The sequence below is a fragment of the Jiangella asiatica genome, assembly GCF_004349065.1.
GTDB lineage: Bacteria > Actinomycetota > Actinomycetes > Jiangellales > Jiangellaceae > Jiangella > Jiangella asiatica.
Map to the genome: position 1 here is coordinate 57,848 of NZ_SMKZ01000014.1, position 18,420 is coordinate 76,267.

At 71.6% G+C, this 18,420-nt stretch carries 17 protein-coding genes and 1 pseudogene; 9 read left to right on the forward strand and 9 right to left on the reverse strand.

The window, feature by feature from the left end; all coding sequences use genetic code 11:
• The first annotated feature begins 49 nt into the window (after window positions 1-49).
• The 4 genes from E1269_RS11805 to E1269_RS11820 are packed head-to-tail and all read left to right on the forward strand — an operon-like array spanning window position 50 to window position 5,575.
• On the forward strand, window positions 50-2,347 hold the full coding sequence (locus tag E1269_RS11805) for an HAD-IB family hydrolase (RefSeq protein ID WP_203433389.1): 2,298 nt from the start codon (window positions 50-52) through the stop codon (window positions 2,345-2,347).
• Entirely contained in the window at window positions 2,344-3,132 is a 789-nt protein-coding gene (locus E1269_RS11810; protein ID WP_131894621.1) for an SDR family NAD(P)-dependent oxidoreductase, read from the forward strand. Before E1269_RS11805 ends, E1269_RS11810 begins: the two co-directional genes overlap by 4 nt.
• A gap of 5 nt (window positions 3,133-3,137) precedes the next feature.
• Window positions 3,138-3,890 carry a lysophospholipid acyltransferase family protein gene (locus E1269_RS11815; RefSeq protein WP_131894623.1) on the forward strand — a complete coding sequence of 251 codons (753 nt, stop codon included), beginning with the start codon at window positions 3,138-3,140 and terminating at the stop codon, window positions 3,888-3,890.
• Complete coding sequence (locus tag E1269_RS11820; protein ID WP_131894625.1) at window positions 3,887-5,575, forward strand: FAD-binding oxidoreductase; 1,689 nt, start codon at window positions 3,887-3,889, stop codon at window positions 5,573-5,575. The genes E1269_RS11815 and E1269_RS11820 overlap by 4 nt, the downstream gene beginning before the upstream one ends.
• On the opposite strand, the gene E1269_RS11825 is transcribed toward E1269_RS11820, so the two are convergent.
• Entirely contained in the window at window positions 5,535-6,794 is a 1,260-nt protein-coding gene (locus E1269_RS11825; protein WP_131894627.1) for an MFS transporter, read from the reverse strand. The genes E1269_RS11820 and E1269_RS11825 overlap by 41 nt on opposite strands.
• A 98-nt stretch (window positions 6,795-6,892) precedes the next feature.
• Between E1269_RS11825 and E1269_RS11830 the strand changes: the two genes are divergently transcribed.
• Window positions 6,893-7,519 carry an HD domain-containing protein gene (locus E1269_RS11830; protein ID WP_131894629.1) on the forward strand — a complete coding sequence of 209 codons (627 nt, stop codon included), beginning with the start codon at window positions 6,893-6,895 and terminating at the stop codon, window positions 7,517-7,519.
• Window positions 7,520-8,033: 514 nt separating this feature from the next.
• On the opposite strand, the pseudogene E1269_RS34220 reads toward E1269_RS11830, so the two are convergent.
• Window positions 8,034-8,201: pseudogene (locus E1269_RS34220) on the reverse strand (DUF4031 domain-containing protein); the annotation flags it as partial.
• Window positions 8,202-8,280: 79 nt separating this feature from the next.
• Window positions 8,281-8,985 carry a copper homeostasis protein CutC gene (locus tag E1269_RS11840; RefSeq protein WP_131894633.1) on the reverse strand — a complete coding sequence of 235 codons (705 nt, stop codon included), beginning with the start codon at window positions 8,983-8,985 and terminating at the stop codon, window positions 8,281-8,283.
• A 38-nt stretch (window positions 8,986-9,023) separates the two neighbouring features.
• Here E1269_RS11840 and E1269_RS11845 point away from each other — a divergent pair, with 38 nt between their 5' ends.
• Window positions 9,024-9,365 (forward strand): hypothetical protein, encoded by a 342-nt coding sequence (locus E1269_RS11845; protein WP_239000870.1) that lies wholly within the window; start codon window positions 9,024-9,026, stop codon window positions 9,363-9,365.
• Window positions 9,366-9,370: 5 nt separating this feature from the next.
• On the opposite strand, the gene E1269_RS32220 is transcribed toward E1269_RS11845, so the two are convergent.
• The 3 genes from E1269_RS32220 to E1269_RS11855 form a co-directional block, all read right to left on the reverse strand.
• Window positions 9,371-9,520 carry a hypothetical protein gene (locus tag E1269_RS32220; protein ID WP_162606370.1) on the reverse strand — a complete coding sequence of 50 codons (150 nt, stop codon included), beginning with the start codon at window positions 9,518-9,520 and terminating at the stop codon, window positions 9,371-9,373.
• Between the two features lie 100 nt (window positions 9,521-9,620).
• Entirely contained in the window at window positions 9,621-10,781 is a 1,161-nt protein-coding gene (locus tag E1269_RS11850; protein WP_131894635.1) for an epoxide hydrolase family protein, read from the reverse strand.
• A gap of 23 nt (window positions 10,782-10,804) precedes the next feature.
• Window positions 10,805-11,935 (reverse strand): epoxide hydrolase family protein, encoded by a 1,131-nt coding sequence (locus E1269_RS11855; protein ID WP_131894637.1) that lies wholly within the window; start codon window positions 11,933-11,935, stop codon window positions 10,805-10,807.
• 62 nt (window positions 11,936-11,997) lie between these two features.
• Between E1269_RS11855 and E1269_RS11860 the strand changes: the two genes are divergently transcribed.
• Window positions 11,998-12,978, forward strand: coding sequence for a helix-turn-helix transcriptional regulator (locus E1269_RS11860; protein ID WP_131894639.1), 981 nt, complete (start codon window positions 11,998-12,000; stop codon window positions 12,976-12,978).
• A gap of 75 nt (window positions 12,979-13,053) precedes the next feature.
• Here the strand turns inward: E1269_RS11860 and groL are convergent, their stop codons facing one another.
• On the reverse strand, window positions 13,054-14,682 hold the full coding sequence (groL, locus tag E1269_RS11865) for a chaperonin GroEL (protein WP_131894641.1): 1,629 nt from the start codon (window positions 14,680-14,682) through the stop codon (window positions 13,054-13,056).
• Between the two features lie 199 nt (window positions 14,683-14,881).
• Between groL and E1269_RS11870 the strand changes: the two genes are divergently transcribed.
• Both E1269_RS11870 and E1269_RS11875 read left to right on the forward strand, forming a co-directional pair.
• A complete protein-coding gene (locus E1269_RS11870) occupies window positions 14,882-15,346 on the forward strand; it encodes a hypothetical protein (RefSeq protein ID WP_131894643.1) in 465 nt (154 codons plus the stop codon).
• On the forward strand, window positions 15,343-16,230 hold the full coding sequence (locus E1269_RS11875; RefSeq protein WP_131894645.1) for a hypothetical protein: 888 nt from the start codon (window positions 15,343-15,345) through the stop codon (window positions 16,228-16,230). The genes E1269_RS11870 and E1269_RS11875 overlap by 4 nt, the downstream gene beginning before the upstream one ends.
• A gap of 102 nt (window positions 16,231-16,332) precedes the next feature.
• Here E1269_RS11875 and E1269_RS11880 read toward each other — a convergent pair whose 3' ends face one another.
• Together E1269_RS11880 and E1269_RS11885 are read right to left on the reverse strand one after the other, a co-directional pair.
• Window positions 16,333-17,820, reverse strand: a complete 1,488-nt coding sequence (locus E1269_RS11880) for a phytoene desaturase family protein (protein ID WP_131894647.1) — start codon at window positions 17,818-17,820, stop codon at window positions 16,333-16,335.
• Between the two features lie 13 nt (window positions 17,821-17,833).
• Window positions 17,834-18,256, reverse strand: a complete 423-nt coding sequence (locus E1269_RS11885; protein ID WP_131894649.1) for a hypothetical protein — start codon at window positions 18,254-18,256, stop codon at window positions 17,834-17,836.
• Window positions 18,257-18,420 lie beyond the last annotated feature (164 nt).

The window sequence follows — 18,420 nt, forward strand, 5'->3', positions numbered from 1 at the left end:
ACTTCGACCTGACTCCGGCCGTACGCGATGCCCGCCCGGGAAGCCACCGGTGAGCCCGGCCACGAGCGGCACCGCCCCAGTGCTGGGTGAGGGCGCGCACGTCCTGCTCACCGGCGCCACCGGTTTCGTCGGCCAGGCGGTCCTCGAGAAGCTGCTCTCCGCGTATCCCGGCATCCGCGTCAGCGTGCTCGTCCGGCGACGCGGCGCCTTGAGTGGCGAGCAGCGGATGGAGCGGCTGTTCCGCAAGCCGGTCTTCGGCCCGTGGCGCGACGCCGTCGGCGAGGAGACCGCGCTGCGCGAGTTCCGCGAGCGGGTCCGCGTCATCGAGGGTGAGCTCGGCGACGTGCCGCCGCTACCGGCCGACCTCGACGTCGTCGTCCACTCCGCCTCGACGGTCTCCTTCGACCTGCCCATCGACGAGGCCTTCACGTCCAACGTCGCCGGGCCGCAGTCGCTGTACCGGGCGCTCCTCGACAGCGGCACGCGGCCGCACGTCGTGCACGTCTCCACCAGCTACGTGGCGGGGCTGCGCAAGGGCATCGCCGAGGAGCGCTCGCTGGAGCACGAGGTCGACCGCCAGGCCGAACTGGAGCACGCGCTGGCCGCCCGCGCCGATGTCGAGCGGCTGTCGCGCAATCCACGACTGCTCGGCAGGCTGGTCGCGAAGGCCCGCGACGATCACGGCCGGGCGGGCGCCCGGGTGGTCACCGAGGCCGCCGAGCAGGCCCGCCAGAACTGGGTGCGCGACCAGCTGATCGAGGCCGGCCGAACCCGGGCCCAGAGCCTCGGCTGGCCGGACGTCTACACCTTCACCAAGGCGCTGGGCGAGCGGGTCGCCGAGGACCTGTGGGCCGGGGCCGGTAACCGGCTCTCCGTCGTGCGCCCCACCATCATCGAGTCCGCGCTCAAGCATCCCTACCCGGGCTGGATCGACGGCTTCAAGGTGGCCGACCCGCTGATCGCCGCCTACGGACGCGGACTCCTGCCGCAGTTCCCGGCGCTGGCCGACACCGTGCTCGACGTCATACCGGTCGACTTCGTGGTCAACGCGATCATCGCAGCAGCACAGTCGCGGCCTCCGATTGGCGAGGTCCGGTACCTGCAGGTCAGCTCCGGCATCACCAACCCGCTGCCGTTCGGCCGGCTGCTGCGGCTGGTCCGGGAGTACTTCGAGGCGAACCCGCTCAAGGACGCCAAGGGCGGCTACCTCGCCGTGCCGTCGTGGTCCTTCCCGCACCGCGGGGTGGTCGAGCGGGCGCTGCGCCGTCGCGAAAAGGCTGTCAACTTCGCAGACCGGGCCGTCGACCGGCTGCCGCCCGGCGACCGCACCCGCTCCTGGATCTCCGCCATCTACCGCACCCGGCGCGACCTGGAAACCCTGCGCAAGTTCACCTCGCTGTACCAGCCGTACACCGAAACCGAGGTCATCTTCGACGACGCCCAGCTGCGGACCCTGCACGCGGCGCTGCCCGACGACCGCAAGGCCGACCACGGCTTCGACGTCACCGAGATCGACTGGGCGCACTACCTGCAGAAGATCCACATCCCGGGCGTGCCCGGCCTGACCCGCGGCGGTTCCGGCGACGGTGGCGGCCCGGCCACCCTGCGGCCGGACCTGCCCGCCCGCACCGACGTCATGGCGGTCTTCGACCTGCAGCGCACGGTCGCGGCGGCCACGCTGGTCGAACACTACGTCTGGATCGAGCTGGCCGCGAAGCCGCTGTCGCGCTGGCCGGTCGTCATGAGCAACCTCGTCGCGCTCGGGCCGCGCTACCTGCAGGCCGAACGGCGCGACCGGGGCGACTTCATCCGCACGTTCATGCGCCGCTACGAGGGCGTCCACGAGGACGAGCTGCGCAAGATCATCGCCGACGAGGTCACGGTCTCGCTGCACCGCGGCCTGTTCGAGCAGGCGCTGGAGCGCATCCGCGCGCACCGCGAGGCCGGGCACCGCACCGTCCTGCTGACTGGCGAGATCGACGTGTTCGTCGAGCCACTGGCGCCGCTGTTCGACGTCATGGTGGCTGGGCGCATGGAGTCCGACCCGACCGGCCGGTGGACCGGGCACCTGGCCACGCCGCCGCTGGTGGGCGAGGCGCGGGCGGCCTGGCTGCGCCGGTACGCCCGCAGCGAGGGTCTCGACCTCGCCGGCTCGTACGCGTACGGCGACAGCTACGCCGATCGTTCCTGGCTCGAGATGGTCGGCCATCCCAACGCCGTCAACCCCGACGCCAGCCTCTACCGCTACGCCAAGTCCAAGCGCTGGCCGGTCCACAGCTGGACCACCACCGCCGAGGGCCGGCTGACACCGGTGCTGCGCAGCATCAAGGGAGCGCGACGGGGATGACCGGCGGTCCGAAGCTCACCGGCCGGGCAATGGTGACCGGCGGGACGTCGGGCATCGGGCTGGCCTTCGCCGAGGCCTTGGCCGCGCGCGGGTGCGATCTGGTCCTGGTGGCCCGCGACGCCGAACGGCTCAAGGAGACCGCTGACGCCCTGCGCGGCCGGCACGGTGTGCAAGTGGAGATCCTCCCGGCCGACCTCGCCGTCCGCGAGCAGGTCGACGACGTCGCAGCCCGCCTGGCCGACCCCGCCGCCCCGATCGACGTCTTCGTCAACAACGCCGGCAAGGGGGTTCACTCGCCGCTCGCGGTCGAGGACACCTCCGAGCACGAGCACGCGATCGACCTGATGATCACCGCCGTCCTGGTGCTGGGCGCTGCGGCCGCCCGCACCATGCGCGAGCGCGGCGGCGGCGTGATCATCAACGTCTCGTCGGTGGCCGGCCTCATCACCATGGGCGGCTACTCGGCGGTCAAGTCGTTCGTGCGCACCTACTCCGAGAGCCTGTCGCTGGAGCTGTCCGGCACCGGGGTGCAGGTCACAGTGCTGCTGCCGGGCTGGGTGCGCACCGAGTTCCACCAACGGGCCGGCATCCGCACCGGCTCGATCCCGTCGTCGCTGTGGCTCCAGGCCGACCACGTGGTCGCCGGCTGCCTGGCCGATGTCGAGAAGGGGCGGGCACGTTCGGTACCGTCGGCTCGGTTCAAGGTGCTGGCCTGGTTGGCCGAGCACGCACCCCGGGCGGCGGTGCGGCGGGTCACGGCCAGACTGGTCAGCGGGCGGCGGTGAGCGGCATGACGAGTACGAAGAGGTACCACGCGGCCTGGCACCGCTGGGCACGGTTCGTCGCCCAGCGGCTGGTGCTGCGGCCGGTCGTGCACGCCGTCACCAAGGTGTCGGTGCGTGGCGCGGAGAACCTCGACGGCGTGTCCGCGCCGTTCGTCGTCGTCGCCAACCACAGCAGCCACCTCGACGCCCCGCTCCTGGTGACGGCGCTGCCGCGGCGCTACACGCGCACGCTGGCCGTCAACGCGGCCGCCGACTACTTCTACCGGCGCAAGTGGATGAAGGCGACCACGTCGCTGTTCTTCAACACCTATCCGGTCAGCCGCACCAACGCCGACATGGGCAAGGGCAAGGGATTGGCGAACCAGCTTCTCAGCGAGAACGTCCCCGTGGTGATCTTCCCCGAGGGCACCCGGCGCAACACCGAGAACGGCGTCAAGAGGTTCAAGCCGGGCGCCGCGGCGCTGAGCATCACCCAGGACGTCCCGTGCATCCCGGTGGCCATCGTCGGCACCGACCAGGCCATGCCGGTGGGCCACTTCTGGCCGGTCCCGGGCCGGCCGCCGGTGACGCTCCTCGTCGGCGCCCCGATCCGGCCGCAGCCGGGCGAGCGGGTGCGCGACCTCAATGATCGGCTGGAGGCTCAGGTGGCGGCGATGCTGGCGACCGGGGACCCCAACGCCAAACCGGACCTGACCCGCCACGAGGCGCGGCCCCAGGACCATTCCAGCGAGCGCACTCAGAAGGAGGAGGCGTCGTGACCGGTGTGCAGCACCAGAAGTGGTGGGGCTGGGGGGTCGAGGGCATCACCTTCACCCACGAAGACAAGCCGAAGCTGGCTCCGTTCGTGATGGAGAAGGTCGGCATCGACCTCAACGCGCCCGGCACCCCACCGCCGGCCTTCGAGGATCTCAAGGTCCCGGCGTCACTGCTGGACGGCGACCTCGCCAGTGTGCTGCGCGCGGCCGTCGGCGACGCCTACGTCGGCACCGACGACATGGACCGCGTCGTACACACCTACGGCAAGGGCCTGGTCGACCTGGTTCGGGTGCGCGCCAGCGACCTGCCGCGGGTGCCCGACGCCATCGTCTACCCCGCCGACGAGGACCAGGTGCGCCAGGTGGTCGACGCGGTGGTCGCGGCGGACGGCGTGCTGATCCCGTTCGGCGGCGGCTCCAACATCTCCGGGTCGCTGACCCCGCCGGTGGACGAGAAGCGCGTGGTCGTCTCGCTCGACCTCGGCCGGCTCAACCGGGTGCTCGAGGTCGACGAGGCCGCCGGGCTGGCCCGCGTCCAAGCCGGCGTGCTCGGACCGGACCTCGAGGACCAGCTCAACTCCCGCGGCTGGACCACCGGCCACCAGCCCGACAGCTTCCGTCACTCCACCCTCGGCGGCTGGGTCGCGACGCGCAGCAGCGGCATGCAGTCGGACAAGTACGGCGACATCAGCGACATCACCCGGGGCATGCGGGTCGTGCTGCCCGGCAAGGTCATCGCGTTGCGGCCCCTGCCCAGCACCTCCTCGGGGCCGAGCGTGCGCGAGATGATCCTCGGCTCGGAGGGCCGCCTCGGTGTCATCACCGAGGTCTGGGTCAACGTGCACCGGCTGCCGAAGAACCGCGAGATCGTCGCCTACCTCTTCCCCACCTGGGCGGCCGGGCTGGCGGCCATGCACGCCATCACCGAGTCCGACGCGTCGCCGACGGTCACCCGGGTCTCCGACGCCAACGAGACCGCGTTCTCGCTGTCCATGCAGAAGCCGTCGAAAGGGCTGGCCGCGAAGGCCGGGCCGATCCTCTTCAACGTCCTGGAGCGGCGCGGCTGGGACCTGAACGCGGCCTGTCTGTCCTACATCGGCTACGAGGGCGACGACGACCACCTCAAGTACGAGAAGTCCATCGTCGGCAAGATCGTGCGCAAACACGGCGGCATCAAGCTCGGCAAGGGCCCGGGCGCGTTGTACGACCAGAAGAAGTTCGACACCCCGTACATCCGCGACTTCCTGCTTGACATCGGCGCCCTCGGCGACGTGTCGGAGACCGCGGCGCCGTGGTCCAAGCTGATGGACCTCTACGCCAACACCGTCCGCGCCGCCACCGACGCCTTCGCCGAACTCGGTGTCATGGGCTTCGTGATGTGCCACCTGTCGCACAGCTACCACTCCGGCGCGTGCCTCTACTTCACCTTCGCCTTCCCGCCCAGCAGCGACGTCGCCGCCGAGCAGATCGAGCAGTACTGGGTGGTGAAGCGGGCCATCCAGCAGTCCTTCGTCGACAACGACGCCACCATCTCGCACCACCACGGCGTCGGGACCGACCACGCCCACTGGCTGGAGGACGACATCTCCAGCGCCGGCACCGAGGTCATGGCCGGGTTGCTGCGCGCCGTGGACCCGGGCCGCAACCTCAATCCCGGGACGTTGCTGCCAGCGCACCGCGAGTGGTGACGGCGGGAGTCTCCGCACCGCGTTCCGTCGTGCCCCGTGCCCGGACGGCCGCCGCGACCAGTGCCACCGTCGCGGCGGTCACCGTGACGGCGAACGCCGGCCGGTGGCCGCCGAGGTCGGCCAGCCGGCCGGCCACCCCGGAGCCGATGGCGTAGCCGATGCCGGTGGCGCCGGCCAGCACGGTCATGGCAGCGCCGACGCGGTAGGGCGGCACCAGGTGCTCGGCGGCGGCGAAGACGCTGATCATGTACGGAGCGACCGCCAGCCCCAGCACCAGGACCGCGGGCACGAGCGCCGCCAGCGAACCGACCAGCAAGAGCGGCGTCGACAGCATCATCAGCGCGCCGGAGAACACCAGGATGCGGCGCTGGTATCCGAACCGCTCGGGCAGCGCCGCGGTGGCCAGGCCGGCCAGCACGCTGCCGACACCGAGCAGCGCGTGCACGAGCCCGGCCAGGCCCGGGCGCCCTTCGGCGGTGGCCAGGGCCGTCGTCCCGGTCTGGGTCGCGCCGAAGATCATCCCGATCAGCAGCTGTGCCAGCGCCAGGGCCAGGAACGCGGCGGTGACCAACCGCCCGGTGCCATGGTCGGCGGCCGGACGTAGAGTGTGTGCGAGCCGCGCGGTCGGATGCAGCGCGAACCACGACCCGAACACCATGAGCAGGCTGGCCGCGGCCAGCAGGGCGCCGCTCGGGCTGAGCAGGACGGCGCCGAGCCCGACCAGCGCGGGCCCCAGCACGAACGACGCCTCATCGGCGGCGCCCTCGTAGGAGAACGCGGCGTCGACCAGGCGCCGCTGGTGGGCCCCGGCACGGTGGGTGATGGGCCGCCAGCGGGTTCGCGCCAACGGACCCACCTGCGGCATGGTGAGGCCGGCGACCGCGGCCGACGCCACCAGCGCCGGCGTGGACGCGCCGGCCTGGACGGCGGCGACGAGTACCGCGAGCGCCACGCCCGCGGCCAGCGACTGCGCCAGGACCACCGGCCGCTGGCCGACGCGGTCGGCGAGGGCGCCGGCCATCGGGGCGCCGACGGCGTTGGCCACGGCCAGCGCGCCCGCGGCCAGCCCACCGGCGGTGTACCGGCCGGTGGCGTCGGAGACAAGCAGCAGGGTGCCGAGCTGGCTCATGGCGAGCGGCAGCCGGCCGAGGAAGGCGATGACGACGTAGCGCGGGCCGGCGAGGGCCAGCAGACGGCGGTAGGAGGTGAGAGGCGACACGACAGGGCTCCACAGCGGACACTTCAGCGGCGTGCCTCCCTCCACCAGGTCACGCCGTAGCCCTGTGCTGTGTCGAAGTGTACCGCGATGATGGCTTCATGGACGATTTGCGGCAGCGATGGTCCGCGCTGGCCGGCACCGCACCGGCTGCCACGGCAGCGGCGGAGGAGCTGCTCACCCGCTGGCGGGAGCCGCATCGGCACTATCACTCGATCGGCCACCTGCGGGCGGTGCTGGACGCCGTCGACGAGCTGGCCCACTGCGCGGACGACGCCGACGCGGTCCGGCTCGCCGCCTGGTTCCACGACGCCGTCTACGAGGGACGTCCCGGCGACGACGAGCGGGCCAGCGCCGCCCTCGCGCGTGACGTGTTGGCCTCGCTCGGTGTGTCATCCGAGCGGGTCGACGAGGTGGAGCGCCTGGTCCTGGCCACCATCGAGCACGACCCCGCGCCCGGCGACGCCAACGCCGCGGTGCTGTGCGACGCCGATCTCGCCGTCCTGGCCGGTGCGCCGAGCGAGTACGCGGCATACGCGGCCGCCGTCCGCGACGACTACGCGCACGTGTCCGACGCCGACTTCGCCGCCGGCCGGGCCGCCGTCCTGGAGGGCCTGCTGGGCCGGCCGGAGCTGTACCGCACCGAGCACGGGCGGCGGCGCTGGGAGCAACCGGCGCGGCACAACCTCCAGACCGAGCTGGTGCTGCTGCGCGCCGCCGCGCCGTGACGTACGTCACGCCGTGATATGAGGCTGTGCTGCTGCCGCCGTGGGTCCGCGGTACCCCGAAATGATCACGTTCAGCACGAGATCTCGTGTCACACCATGCTCGCAATCATGGTGAGGCTCGGGTGATCCTGCTGAACGTGATCATTTCGAGGCCACGGTGTGAGATTGCTGCGGTTGACCAGGCGCCGGATCCACGGCCCAAGGCCCCCGGGGCGGAAACCGGGTCGACGCGGCCGCTGACGTGACCGGCCGGGTCACGGCACCAGTCCGCACCGGCATCGCGATGCAAACGGCACCGACCTACGAATGCGGCAGAAGGGCGTGACATGACGCGCCAAGGGCGGCACAGGGCGAGCCGAGGGCCGGCGCGCAGCCCACCGGTGCGCGGCACCGGCCGGGTCGGCGTCGTGCCCCGGGGTCAGTGCTGGCGGCGCTTGCGGCGGCGCAGCCCAGCCGCGCGCAGGCGGGCGACGATCTCGCGGCTGCGCACCGGCAACGCGCCGGCGTCGACGGCCCGCTGGTAATCGGAGGCGGGGATGTCGTAGTGGTCGCCGTCGAAACCCCGCGGCGGCAGGCCGAGCCGCGCCGCGAACTCGTGCAGCTCGTCGAAGGAGTGGTCCGAGACCAGGTGCGACCACAGCCGGCCGTGCGCCGGCCAGGCCGGCGGGTCGATGAGGATCATGCCTACATTCACCCCTGGCCGTTCGGGTCAGGCAACCACTGCGTGCGCTCCCCAGAGAACCTCAGATCTTGACCGACCCTCACAGGGCCGCGCCGACGGCGTCGTCGATCAGGTTGCGCCACGACCGCACGAGGGCGGCGTCGACGTAGGCCCGCCACGAGCCGCTGGGCCGGACCCGGCTGCCGACGTGGAACTGCCGGACCCCGGCTCGCGCCAGCCACGGCACATGGCCAGGCTCCAGGTCGCCGCCGGCCATGATGAGCCGGGCGGCCTTGGCATCACCGGTGGCACGGGTGCACAGCTCGTCCAGGCCGGAGCCGACACCGCGCGGGGAGCCGGCGGTGAGGATGGCGTCGAGGCCGGGCAGGCCGGGCACGATCTCCCACGCGTCATCGTGGTCGAGGCTGTGGTCGATGGCGCGGTGGAACGTCCACGGCCGTCCGCCGAGCTCGTCGACCAGGGCGAGCGTGGCCTCCACGTCGACCTCGGCGTTCAGGCCCAGGAAGCCCAGCACGAACCCGTCGGCGCCGGCGGCGGCCAGCTGATACGCGGCGATCTTGAGCCGGGCGAGCTCCGACCCGCTGGTGGAGAAGCCGTCGTTGGCCCGCAGCATGACACGCAGCGGCAGGTCGCAGGCGCGCTTGAGATCGCGCACGGTCTCGAGGCTGGGCGTCAGGCCGTCGGAGTCCATGTCGGCGACGACCTCGAGCCGGTCGGCACCCCCCTCGACCGCGCCGGACGCGTCGCCGGGACCCAGCGCGATGATCTCCAGGAGCGGACGCACGTGGATAAGTGTGCCAGCGAAATGGCACGATCGACATCGTGGTCGACGATGTGATCCTCACGGCACGGGCGCTGGTGCTGCGCGACCTCGGCGCGCGCCGGCTCGACGTGCCGGCGGCGGTCGACGCCCTGGACTCCGCCGTCACCGAGCGGCGCTGGTGGGTCGAGCAGTGGCCCGACGGTGCCGACCTGGTGGCCGGCCAGGTGGCGCAGGACGTCCAGGACCGACTGCTGGACGGCGGGGTGGGGCGGTGGCCGCGCTGCCGCTCGTGCAATGAGACGGACCCGCACGAACTGCGGATCGAGCCCGAGCTCGGACCCGATCCGCAGTGGGTGTGCGAGAAGTCCGGCGTGCACGTCGCGCCACTCGGCGCCTTGTGAGCCGGTCACGCCGCGCGTACGCTCCCACGCCGAGTGTCGGCCTCGGCCGGGGCGACGACCCAGCGCAGCTCCGTCCGCTCGTGCCCGGAGATGTCCGTCACCATCACCCACCGGGCCACGAGTCCGGTGCGCCGGACCAATGCTTGCGTCGCCATACCCGCTCCCTTCGGCCATCTCTGCGTCAGGCGTTGTTCACCTTCTGTTCACTTAGAATACCAGAGTTGTTCCGGGTCCGGGTTCGGGCGGAGGCCGGCGTCAGCGCCGGCCGCTGAAGAACCCGACGACGTCCGCAGCCAGCAGATCCGGCGCTTCCAGCGCGGCGAAGTGCCCGCCGCGCTCGAACTCCGTCCAGCGCACCACCGACCCCATGGGGTCGACGAGGTGCCGGATCGAGGTGTCGGCGGCGAAGACGGCGACCGCACCCGGCGGCGGCACCGGCCGCTCGCCATCGCTCACCGCGTCGTGACCGTCGCTCGCCGCGGCGGCCATGAACTGCTTGAACGCCTGCATCCCCTCGTAGACGATGTGCGCGGCCGACGCGCCGCTGGCGGTGAACCAGTAGACGCTCACGTTGGTCAGCAGGCGGTCACGGCCGACGGCGTCCTCAGGCAGCTCGGCGGCCGGGTCGGTCCACTCCCGGAACTTCTCCGCGATCCACGCGAGCTGCTCGACCGGTGAGTCGCTGAGTCCGTACGCCAGGGTCTGCGGGCGGGTCGCCTGCTGGGCGAGGTATCCGATTCCGTCCTCGCGGAAGGTGTTGAAGCGCTCCGCCCGCACCCGATCCGCGGCGGACAGTCCGTCCGTCTCGACCGGTGGCCCGAACGGATACGGTGCCGGTCCGTTGATGTGCGTGCCGACCAGCCGGTCGGGGTGCGACATCGCCAGCAGGCTCACCACGCCAGCACCGACGTCACCGCCCTGGGCGCCGAAGCGTGGGTAGCCCAGCCGCGTCATCAGCTCGGCGACCGCGCCGGCGACCCGCGTCAGGTCGCCCCAGCCGGCCTCCCGCAGCGGCGTGGAGAACCCGAAGCCCGGCAGGGACGGGATCACCAGATGGAACTCGTCGGTGAGCAGCGGGATCACGTCGAGGAACTCGACGACCGAGCTCGGCCAGCCGTGCAGCAGCACCAGCGGCGTCGCGGCCTCGTTCGCCGAGCGGACGTGCAGGAAGTGCAGGTCCATCCCGTCGACGGTGGTCACGAACTGCGGGTGCGCGTTGAGCTCGGCCTCACGGGCGCGCCAGTCGAAGCCGTCGCGCCAGTACTCGGCCAGCTCTTTCAGGTAGCTGACCGGGACACCGCGCTCCCAGCCGGTGCCGGTCATCTCGGCCGGCCACCGGGTCGCGCCCAGCCGGTCGTGCAGGTCGTCGATGTCGGTCTGCGGGATCTCGATGCGGAACGGGCGGATCTCGGTCATGACTTCTGGTCTCCTCGACGAGTTCAGCGGGTCAGGTCGGCGAAGAACGCGCGGACGTCGGCGGCGAGCAGGTCCGGTGCCTCCATCGCGGCGAAGTGGCCGCCGCGGTCGAACGTCGTCCAGCGGACGATGGTGTGGTCGCGTTCGGCCAACCGCCGGATCGCGATGTCGGTGGCGAAGTTCGCGACGGCCGTCGGGACGGTGGATCGCTTCCGCGGCGCCCAGAAGGCGGGATCGTGGAACCGCTCGTAGTACGAGTGCGCGGTCGACGCGGCGGTCCCGGTGAACCAGTAGATACTGACGTCGGCGAGCAGCCGGTCGCGGTCGACGGCGTCCTCGGGCAGCTCGGCGGCCGGGTCGCTCCATTCCCGGAACTTCTCGACGATCCAGGCCAGCTGCGCCACCGGCGAGTCGGTGAGCCCGTACGACACCGTCTGCGGTCGGGTGCCCTGCAGCCGCAGGTAACCACTCCCATCGTCCTGGAACTGCTGGAACAGCGCCAGGCGCCGCTGCTCGTCCTCGGTCAGCCCGGCGAGGTCGGACGGGTCGTCGGAGGGGAAGGTCACGAACGCGTTCGCGTGCACACCGACGACGCGGTCCGGCACAAGCCGGCCGATCTCCGGGCCGAGGAAGCCGCCGACGTCGCCGCCCTGCACGCCGTAGCGGTCGTAGCCGAGCCGGTCCATCAGCTCCACCAGCGCTGCCGCGGACCGGCCGTCGGTCCAGCCGGCGGTGGTGACCCGGCCGGAGAACCCGTAGCCGGGCAGCGACGGGACCACCAGATGGAAGTCGTCGGTGAGCAGCGGGATCACGTCGAGGAACTCGACCACCGAGCCGGGCCAGCCGTGCAGCAGCAACAGCGGCGTGGCGGCGTCGTTCACGGAGCGGATGTGCAGGAAGTGCACGTCCTGCCCGTCGATCGTGGTCACGAACTGCGGGTGGGCGTTGAGTGCTTTCTCCTGCGCGCGCCAGTCGAAGCTGCCGCGCCAGTACTCGGCCAGCCGTTTCAGGTAGGCGACCGGCACCCCGCGCTCCCAGCCAGTGCCGGCGACCTCGACCGGCCAGCGGGTCCGGGCCAGCCGGGCGCGCAGCTCAGCGAGGTCGGCGTCGGGGATCTCGATGCGGAAGGGCCGGATGTCCGTGGAGTTCGTCATACCCCTACTGTCTCGGCAATCGCGGCCAGATTCGGGCCGCGATTACTGCCAGAATCGACGGCATGGTGGAAACCTCTGCCCGGCTGCTGAAGCTTCTGTCGTTGTTGCAACTGCGCCGCGAATGGGCCAGCGCCGACCTCGCCGACCGGCTGGGCGTCGCCCGGCGGACCGTCCGCCGCGACGTCGAGCGGCTGCGGTCGCTGGGGTATCCGGTCGAATCCACCCCCGGCGTGTCCGGCGGTTACCGCCTCGGGTCCGGCGCGGACATGCCGCCCCTGCTGCTGGACGACGAGGAGGCGGTGGCCGTCGCGGTCGGGCTGCGGACGGCGGCGGGCGGGTCGGTCACCGGCATCGAGGAGATGTCGGTGCGCGCGCTGGCCAAGCTGGAGCAGGTGCTGCCGGCGCGGCTGCGGCACCGCGTGGCGGCGCTGTCGTCGGCGACCGTGCCGCTGACCGGCGGCGGCCCGACCGTCGATGCGGACGTGCTCACGGCCATCGCGGCCACTGTCCGCGACAGCCAACGGCTGCGCTTCGACTACGTCGGCCACGACGGCAACTGGTCGCGCCGCGAGGTCGAGCCGCACCGGCTGGTCAACCGCGGCCGCCGTTGGTACCTCGTCGCCTGGGACGTCGGACCGTCGGACTGGCGCACCTTCCGGGTGGATCGCCTGACGCCGAAGATCCCGACCGGGCCGCGGTTCACCCCGCGCGAGGCCCCGTCGGGTGATGTCGCCGACTTCGTCGCCCGCGGGCTGGACTACGCACTCTGGGACTACCGCGCGAGCCTGCGGCTGCACGCGTCCGCCGACGCCGTCGCGAACCGGCTGCCGTCGTCGATCGTCGTCGAGCCCGGGGACGAGCACACGTGCGTCATCCACGCCGGTGCCGACAGCTTCGAGATGATCGCCGTCTACGCCGCCATGCTCGACGTCGACTTCGACGTGCTCGACCCGCCGGAGTTCGCCGACCACCTGCGGAAGCTTGCCGCCCGTTACCTCCGCGCCGCCCTTGATCCACCCGACCAGGGCGGGGACCGGGCTTGATCGTGAGACGCGGACGAGGGCGGAACCCCGGCTGGGGTACCGCCCTCGTCTTTCGTGCTGGTGAAGCGGCGGGACTCAGAAGTCCATGCCGCCCATGCCACCGCTGGGGTCGCCGGCAGGAGCCTTCTCCTTCTCCGGCTTGTCCGCCACGACGGCCTCGGTGGTGAGGAACAGCCCGGCGATCGACGCGGCGTTCTGCAGCGCCGAGCGGGTCACCTTGACCGGGTCGTTGATGCCCTCGGCCAGCATGTCGACGTACTCGCCGGTCGCCGCGTTCAGGCCCTGGCCGGCGGGAAGGCCACGCACCTTCTCCGCCACGACCCCGCCCTCGAGACCGGCGTTCACCGCGATCTGCTTCAGCGGAGCCTCGACCGCGACCTTGACGATGTTGGCGCCCGTCGCCTCGTCGCCGTCCAGCTCCAGCTTCTCGAACGCAGCGGCACCGGCCTGGATCAGAGCCACGCCACCACCGGCGACGATGCCCTCCTCGACGGCGGCCTTCGCGTTGCGCACCGCGTCCTCGATGCGGTGCTTGCGCTCCTTCAGCTCGACCTCCGTGGCCGCGCCGGCCTTGATGACCGCAACGCCGCCGGCCAGCTTGGCCAGCCGCTCCTGCAGCTTCTCGCGGTCGTAGTCGCTGTCGGAGTTCTCGATCTCGGCCCGGATCTGCGACACCCGGCCGGCGATCTGGTCCGGGTCGCCCGCGCCCTCGACGATGGTGGTCTCGTCCTTGGTCACGACGACCTTGCGGGCCTGGCCGAGCAGGTCCACCGTCGCGTTCTCCAGCTTGAGGCCGACGGTCTCGCTGATGACCTGGCCACCGGTGAGGATGGCGATGTCCTGCAGCATGGCCTTGCGGCGGTCGCCGAAGCCCGGAGCCTTGACCGCAACGGACTTGAACGTGCCGCGGATCTTGTTGACCACCAGGGTCGCCAGGGCCTCGCCCTCGACGTCCTCGGAGACGATGATCAGCGGCTTGCCGGCCTGCATGACCTTCTCCAGCAGCGGGAGCAGGTCCTTGACGTTCGAGATCTTCGACTCGACCAGCAGGACGTAGGCGTCCTCGAGGACGGCCTCCTGGCGCTCCGGGTCGGTGACGAAGTACCCGGAGATGTAGCCCTTGTCGAAGCGCATGCCCTCGGTGAGCTCCAGCTCCAGACCGAAGGTGTTGCTCTCCTCGACGGTGATGACGCCTTCCTTGCCGACCTTGTCCATCGCCTCGGCGATCAGCTCACCGATCTGCGGGTCACCGGCCGAGATGGACGCCGTCGCGGCGATCTGCTCCTTGGTCTCCACCTCACGCGCGGTGGTCAGCAGCTGCTCGGCGATGGCCTCGACAGCGCGCTCGATGCCACGCTTCAGCGCGATCGGGTTGGCACCGGCGGCCACGTTGCGCAGGCCCTCACGGACCAGCGCCTGCGCCAGCACGGTCGCCGTCGTCGTGCCGTCACCGGCGACGTCGTCGGTCTTCTTAGCGACCTCCTTGACGAGCTCGGCCCCGATCTTCTCCCACGGGTCCTCGAGCTCGATCTCCTTCGCGATGGACACACCGTCGTTCGTGATCGTCGGCGCGCCCCACTTCTTCTCGAGCACGACGTTGCGGCCCTTGGGGCCGAGAGTGACCCTGACGGCGTCGGCGAGAGCGTTCATGCCGCGCTCGAGGCCACGCCGCGCCTCCTCGTCAAAGGCAATGATCTTTGGCATGGGTTCCTGGTCCTCCCATAGCGGGTGGATGCATCCGGCTCGACGCCCGCGACGGACGACCGCTGGCTGCCCGGCTCCTGTCACCGGACACCCGCGGCCTCGTCGACCCGAAGTCCTGTCACTCTCACCTTGAGAGTGCTAAGCACGTGTTTAGCACTCTGCCCTGGAGAGTGCAAGCTCGCCCGTATACTCCTGCCCTGTGGGCTCCGAACCGGCCGTCAGGAAGATCTCCCGAGTGGGCGTCGGGTGGCGGTTGGGCGTGACCGCCGTCGCGCTGACCGTCCTCACCTTCGGGCAGCTGCACGACACCAACGACTACTTCCCGCTCGGCTCGCTCTCGCAGTACGCCACGCCGCGCGACATGGACGGCACCGTGCGCTCGGTCTACATGCTGGCCGACACCACCGGCGGCGACCAAGTCCGGGTGCCACTCAACCCCGGCGGTGTCGGCGTGGGACGCGCCGACATCGAGTCGCAGCTGGACCGCATCGTCGCCGACCCGTCGCTGTTGCAGGGCATCGCCGACGCCTGGTCCGAGCTGCACCCCGAGGCCGACCCGTACGTGCGGCTGTACGTCATGCGCGACACCTTCCAGTTGGAGGACGGCTTGCAGCAGGGCACGCCCACCACCGAGGAGCTGACGACGTGGGAGGTGCGGCGATGAGCCGGCTGAGCGACACCGCACACGCCGTCGTCGGCTGGTGGCTGCGCCCGGTCCCGCTGGCCCGGGTGGCCGTACTGCGCGTCGGGATCTACCTGTTCCTGCTCTACGACATCTTCGCGCTCACCAACGACGTCGTCCCGATGGCGCACGCGCCGGAGTTCTACCAGCCCACCTGGATCGGCCGGACGCTGCCCCTGCCGGAGCCGTCGGTGCCGCTGGCGCAGACCCTGCAGATCGTGATCGTCGTCGGCGCCCTGGTGGCGGCCACCGGGCTGCTCCCCAGGGTGGCCGGCTGGATCGTCGCCGTCGCGTACTTCCAGTGGATGGTGTTCAGCCAGGGCTACGGCTACGTCTCGCACGACCACCTGGCCCTCATGGTGGCCGTCACCGTCCTGCCCACCATCGGCCCGGCCCGCTTCACCGAGCGCGACTCCAGCGAAGCCGCCGGGTGGGCCTTCCGGTGCATCCAGGTGGCGACCATCGCCACCTACTTCGCCTCGGCCGTCGTCAAGTGGGTGCGCAGCGGCTCACCGGCCGCGTGGGCCAACGGCGCGGTGTTCATCTGGGCGCTCATCCGCCGCGGCTCCGACCTGTTCCGCTGGACCACCGACTACCCGTGGCTGCTGATCATCGCCCAGTGGGGGCTGATCACCATCGAGTTCCTGTCGCCAGTGGTGCTCTGGCTCAAGGGCAAGGCACTGTACCTGGCCGTGGTCACGTTCATCGGCTTCCACCTGATGACCTACCTGGCGCTGGGCATCCACTTCCTGGCCACGGTCATCTGCTGGCTGGCGTTCCTGCCGCTTGAGCGCCTCGTGCCGCTGACGCAGCGCGCGCTGAGCGGCCTGCGTCGCCGTCCGCCGGTCCAGACCGCGGCGAGCTAGCCGGCAGCGTCGGCGCTGGACAGCCCGGGCCATCACGAGGATTACCCGCGCGTCACCAGGCTTGCGAGCATGGTGCGACACGAGATCGCGTGCTGAACGTGATCAATCGGAGTCGACCGACGGGGCGAGGGAGGGCAGGGAGCGGATGCCGAAGCGCGCTCGCAGGGCCCGTTGCGCGGCGTTGAGGCCGCACATGCCGTGCACCGCCGGCCCTGGCGGCGTGGAGCCCGAGCAGAGGTAGACCCCGTCCACACCGGTCGCGTAGGGGTTCCAACGCAGCGTGGGCCGCTTGAACAGCTGCCAGAAGCTCATCGCGCCCGCTGCGATGTCGCCGTCGACGTAGTTGGCGTTGTGGTCTGCCATCTTGGCCGCCGGGATGGTGTGCCGCTCGACGACGAGGTCGCCGAAGCCGGGCGCGAACCGCTCGATCTGTGCCTGCACGGTGTCGCCGACGTCGACGGTGGAGCCGGCGGGCACGTGGGTGTAGCTCCAGAACGGACGGAGTCCGCCGACCACGCGACCAGGGTCGAACAGCGCCGGATCCGACGCGAGGATCATCGGCCGCTCGGCGTGCCGCCCGGCCGCCACCTCCGCCTCGGCGTACGACATCTCCGCGAGGGTGCCGCCGAGGTGGACGGTGCCGGCGCGCCCCACCTCGGGGTGCGCCCAGGGCACCGGCCCGGACAGCACAAAGTCGACCTTTGCGGCGGCGTTGCCGTACCGGAACCGGTCGAAGGCGCGCCGATACGCCGCCGGCAGGCGGTCGCCCAGGACCCGGGCGAGCGCGCGCGGCGTCGTGTCGAAGAGGTAGGCGCGTGCCTTGGGCAGCTGGTCGAACGACGTGACCTCGGCTCCGGTGAGGACGGTGCCGCCGTGCGCCTCGAGGTCGGCGACCATCGCGTCGATGACGGCCTGGCTGCCGCCGACCGGCAGCGGCCAGCCAGGCGAGTGCGCCAGCGCGCCCAGCGACAGCGCCGTACCGGCCGCGGTCAGCGTCGGCAGCCGGCAGATGGAATGTGCGGCCACCCCCATCAACAGCGCCGGCGCCACCTCGTCCTTCCACCGGATGCCGTTCAGGCGGGTGCCCTGCTCCAGCATCGACAGCGCGAACTGTGCCGCGGTCAGCAGGTCGGTGGGCAGGCTGCGGCGGTCGAACAGTGCGACGTCGACGACGGCGGGCGAGTGGCGGGCCAGCGGGCCCATCAGCCGGCGCCAGGCCGGGCCGTCCGGGCCAAGGCCGTCGACGGTGTCGTCGAGGTCGCGGTAGGCGATGCCCGCCCGTCCACCGTCCAGCGGCTGGGCGTACGACACGTCGGGGTAGTTCAGCTGGACACCGCGGGCGGCCAGGTCGAAGGCCCGGAAGAACGGCGACGCGGCCGCCATGGGGTGCACCGCGGAGCAGATGTCGTGGACGATGCCGGGCGCCAGGCCGAGATCGAGGGTTCGCGCGCCGCCGCCGATGGTCCGCTGGGCCTCATGGACCTGGACACTGAGCCCGGCCCGGGCCAGCACCACCGCTGCCGCCAGCCCGTTCGGGCCGGAGCCGACGACGACGGCATCGCACTGCTCGGATGCCTGCACGCGACTCATCCTACGGCGGCGGTCACTCCGACGTGGCAGGAGGCGTCATGGTGTCCTCGTACATCAGCCGCCCGCTCGGACTGACCAGGAGGGTGGCGTCGCGCAGCAGCAGGTCGCGCAGCTCGTCGACGGTGGTGTTGTTGATCTCGGCGACCCGCTCGAGATCCTCCTCGCCGAGGGCGTCGATGGCCTCCTGGCCGCCCATCGGCGACGGCAGCAGCTGCAGCGGCTCACCCGTGCGCAGCGAGCCGTCGGGGGTCGCGGAGTCGTCGCTCGCGCTCCGGTCTCCGGAGCCGTCGGCTGAGGGCACGGCCACGGCACCGGAATCGTCGTCGTCGCCGCGGCCGGTGAGCCAGACCGCGAGGACCACCGCGACCGCGACCACCACGACCGCGGCCATGACAGCGAGCACGCTGTTCCGCCTCTGCTGTGGTGCGTCGGTCATCGGTCCGGTCCTCCCGTGAGCCGGTGGCTGTCTCTCAAGGATGAGACGGGCCGCGGGCCGCCCTGGTTTCGCATGCCGCGAACTCGGCCGTCACCAGCGTCGACCCAGGCCGCGGACCAGGGCGGAGACGCGGCTGGGGCCCGGGACGACAGTGTCCCGGGCCC

Coding starts and splice junctions, on each gene's coding strand:
- E1269_RS11810 (WP_131894621.1), top strand. CDS start 2,344: ATGACCGGCGGTCCGAAGCTCACCGGCCGGGCAATGGTGACCGGCGGG.
- E1269_RS11815 (WP_131894623.1), top strand. CDS start 3,138: ATGACGAGTACGAAGAGGTACCACGCGGCCTGGCACCGCTGGGCACGG.
- E1269_RS11830 (WP_131894629.1), top strand. CDS start 6,893: ATGGACGATTTGCGGCAGCGATGGTCCGCGCTGGCCGGCACCGCACCG.
- E1269_RS32220 (WP_162606370.1), bottom strand. CDS start 9,520: ATGGCGACGCAAGCATTGGTCCGGCGCACCGGACTCGTGGCCCGGTGG.
- E1269_RS11850 (WP_131894635.1), bottom strand. CDS start 10,781: ATGACCGAGATCCGCCCGTTCCGCATCGAGATCCCGCAGACCGACATC.
- E1269_RS11855 (WP_131894637.1), bottom strand. CDS start 11,935: ATGACGAACTCCACGGACATCCGGCCCTTCCGCATCGAGATCCCCGAC.
- E1269_RS11860 (WP_131894639.1), top strand. CDS start 11,998: ATGGTGGAAACCTCTGCCCGGCTGCTGAAGCTTCTGTCGTTGTTGCAA.
- groL (WP_131894641.1), bottom strand. CDS start 14,682: ATGCCAAAGATCATTGCCTTTGACGAGGAGGCGCGGCGTGGCCTCGAG.
- E1269_RS11875 (WP_131894645.1), top strand. CDS start 15,343: ATGAGCCGGCTGAGCGACACCGCACACGCCGTCGTCGGCTGGTGGCTG.
- E1269_RS11880 (WP_131894647.1), bottom strand. CDS start 17,820: ATGAGTCGCGTGCAGGCATCCGAGCAGTGCGATGCCGTCGTCGTCGGC.
- E1269_RS11885 (WP_131894649.1), bottom strand. CDS start 18,256: ATGACCGACGCACCACAGCAGAGGCGGAACAGCGTGCTCGCTGTCATG.